4 protein-coding genes are annotated in these 2,244 nt (G+C 61.4%); 1 reads left to right on the top strand and 3 read right to left on the bottom strand.

Annotation, left to right across the window (positions count from 1 at the left end; translation table 11 throughout):
• A partial coding sequence (merC, locus tag V7D69_RS15950) for an organomercurial transporter MerC (protein ID WP_333606327.1) occupies positions 1-301 on the bottom strand: 301 nt, incomplete at its 3' end.
• A gap of 93 nt (positions 302-394) precedes the next feature.
• Here merC and merR point away from each other — a divergent pair.
• Complete coding sequence (merR, locus tag V7D69_RS15945; protein ID WP_333606326.1) at positions 395-871, top strand: Hg(II)-responsive transcriptional regulator; 477 nt, start codon at positions 395-397, stop codon at positions 869-871.
• A gap of 363 nt (positions 872-1,234) precedes the next feature.
• On the opposite strand, the gene V7D69_RS15940 is transcribed toward merR, so the two are convergent.
• Together V7D69_RS15940 and radC are read right to left on the bottom strand one after the other, a co-directional pair.
• Positions 1,235-1,546 (bottom strand): hypothetical protein, encoded by a 312-nt coding sequence (locus V7D69_RS15940; protein ID WP_333606325.1) that lies wholly within the window; start codon positions 1,544-1,546, stop codon positions 1,235-1,237.
• Between the two features lie 72 nt (positions 1,547-1,618).
• Positions 1,619-2,244 (bottom strand): RadC family protein (gene radC / locus V7D69_RS15935; RefSeq protein ID WP_333606324.1); only part of this gene is annotated, 626 nt, incomplete at its 5' end.

Raw genomic sequence — 2,244 nt, 5'->3', positions numbered from 1 at the left:
TCCCGAACACGCCCATCAGGCCGAATGCGCCGATCAGTGCCAGGACAGGGCCGATCGATCCGGTCAGTGCCCGCTGCCACTGGTGGTGCGAAAACCATCCGGTCAGGTTCGCGATCAGGGCCACGATGGCGAAAATCGGAATCAGGAAGCGTACGAACAAGCCTTCCCACTGGCCCAGGAAGCCAAGGCCGATGGCGGCGCCAATACTGGCGACCGCCGGGAAGCAAGCGGCGCAGCCAAAGCTGCCCACGATGGTGCCGATGACACCGGCTTTGTCTGCCACACGCGTGGTGAGGGACATGGCCTGACTCTCCAGAATGACTCCGTTCGTCTCGCGATCGCGGAACGCGCAGGGGTAAGCTTATGACCGTACCCAAGTACGGAGTCAACCAACATGCCGCCTCGCGAAAAATCCCTGACGATTGGACAGATGGCCGCAGAAGTCGGCGTGAATGTCGAGACGATCCGCTTCTATCAGCGCAAGGGGTTGTTACGGGAGCCGGACCGGCCCATCGGGGGCATTCGCCGCTACGGGCAAACCGACGTTGATCGGGTGAAATTCATCAAGTCGGCACAACGATTGGGGTTCAGCCTGGAAGAAATTGGGCAACTATTGTTGCTCGATGACGGAATGCAGTGCAGTGCAGCCGCGCAATTGGCTTCCGAGCACTTGGCCAATGTGCGAGTGCGGCTACAGGACCTCAGCCGAATCGAGGCGGCGCTCACAAAGCTGGTCAAACGGTGCGCTCGTCATCGTGGGGAAGTAGCGTGTCCGCTCATCGCAGCACTTCATGGTAATGCGGATGAAGCCAAGTACACGCCACAAAAGCGGAACAGGACGCATACATCAGCCGGAGAGCAGCGTACGTGATCGTGGCTTCAATGGCCGCATTTGCCGCCTGTGCCGATGGTGCCCAAGATCGCTGTCCGATAAATAGATCGTCCATACTGGCTTGGCCTTCGGCCACACGCATTGCGGCTTTTGACGACAGACGACACACCAGCTCAGTCGTTGCTGAATCGTAACCGGACGTTTGCTGCGCATGCGGCAACGGCAGCAACTTGGCCGGCAACCACCTGTCGATCCGTGAGCAATCAAATGCGGTGGTTAGAGGGTCGTCGTGACTGGAGAGTTGGTGGCGAAGCCAGTTAGACCGGTTGCCGGTCATGGTCAATTTTGTTGGATGCTGGCCAGTTCTCGCAGCGACGGAGGACATGTGGCTGGCGTTTTGTACTAGAGTTCGCGGGACAGCACACGCACCAAGCGAGCGCGGCTTGCGGACGTTGTGTAGTTTGGGAAATGGATACTTGCGGTGACGCCGGCGCCGTCTTGGAAACGATGGCCGACGATCGAGATCCAGCGCGCGTAATCGTGGCGCGAGTCGCTAGGCTCGACACACTCGGCCCCGTCCATGCCAACGTCGCGCGCTGCGCTAACGGCCCGGTGTAATGTCACGTCTTGATCGACAAACCCACGCTCTGTGCAGTCGCCAAGCTCCACGTCCTCGGGAAGCGTGTAATCGTAGGTCACATTGAAACGTTGCATCGCGGCTGCCTCAAGTTCGCCACGGATCGCCCATGCGTGCCAGCGCGTCCCTGCGCCGGCACTGGCTGGCGATCAGATAAGCCCACGCGCCGCCATCGAAGTCGGCTCGCCGGCGCCGACCACCAGATGATCGAGCACTCGCACACCGACAAGCTGCAGCGCGTCGCGAAGCTGGCGGGTAATGTTCCGATCGGCAGCCGAAGGTTCGGCGACGCCGCTGGGGTGGTTGTGAGCGAGGATCACCGCCGCCGCATTGTGCTCCAGCGCCGCGCGCACCACTTCGCGCGGGTGCACGCTCGCACCATCCAAAGTGCCCCGAAACATTTCCTCGAATGCCAGTACGCGGTGGCGGTTGTCGAGGAACAGGCAAGCGAACACTTCATAGGGCAGATGGGCCAGTCGCGCTTTTAGATAAGCCGCGCTATCGCGCGGGCTGGTCAACGCCTCACGGCCTGCCAGTTCTTCGCCCATCACGCGCCGCGCAAGTTCCAGCGCCGCACGCACACGCGCTTGCCGCCCCAGCGGTAACGCCCCATCGTGGCGAATCATGTATCCGGCCAAACCTCCCGCCGCGCAAACATCCGCGCGGATTCGCTCGGGATCGCAGCCGAACAGCACCGCCAGCAGTTCAGTATTCGAAAGCGCACTTGCACCGCGCGACAACAAGCGATCGCGCGGCAGGTCGGATGTGGCAATGT

The sequence above is a fragment of the Novosphingobium sp. genome (assembly GCF_036733805.1).
Taxonomy (GTDB): Bacteria; Pseudomonadota; Alphaproteobacteria; order Sphingomonadales; family Sphingomonadaceae; genus Novosphingobium.
This window is presented reverse-complemented; position numbering and strand designations above follow the sequence as displayed.

Bases quoted from the DNA above. Each gene is read 5' to 3' on its own strand.
- merR (WP_333606326.1), top strand. From the start codon at position 395: ATGCCGCCTCGCGAAAAATCCCTGACGATTGGACAGATGGCCGCAGAA.
- V7D69_RS15940 (WP_333606325.1), bottom strand. From the start codon at position 1,546: ATGCAACGTTTCAATGTGACCTACGATTACACGCTTCCCGAGGACGTG.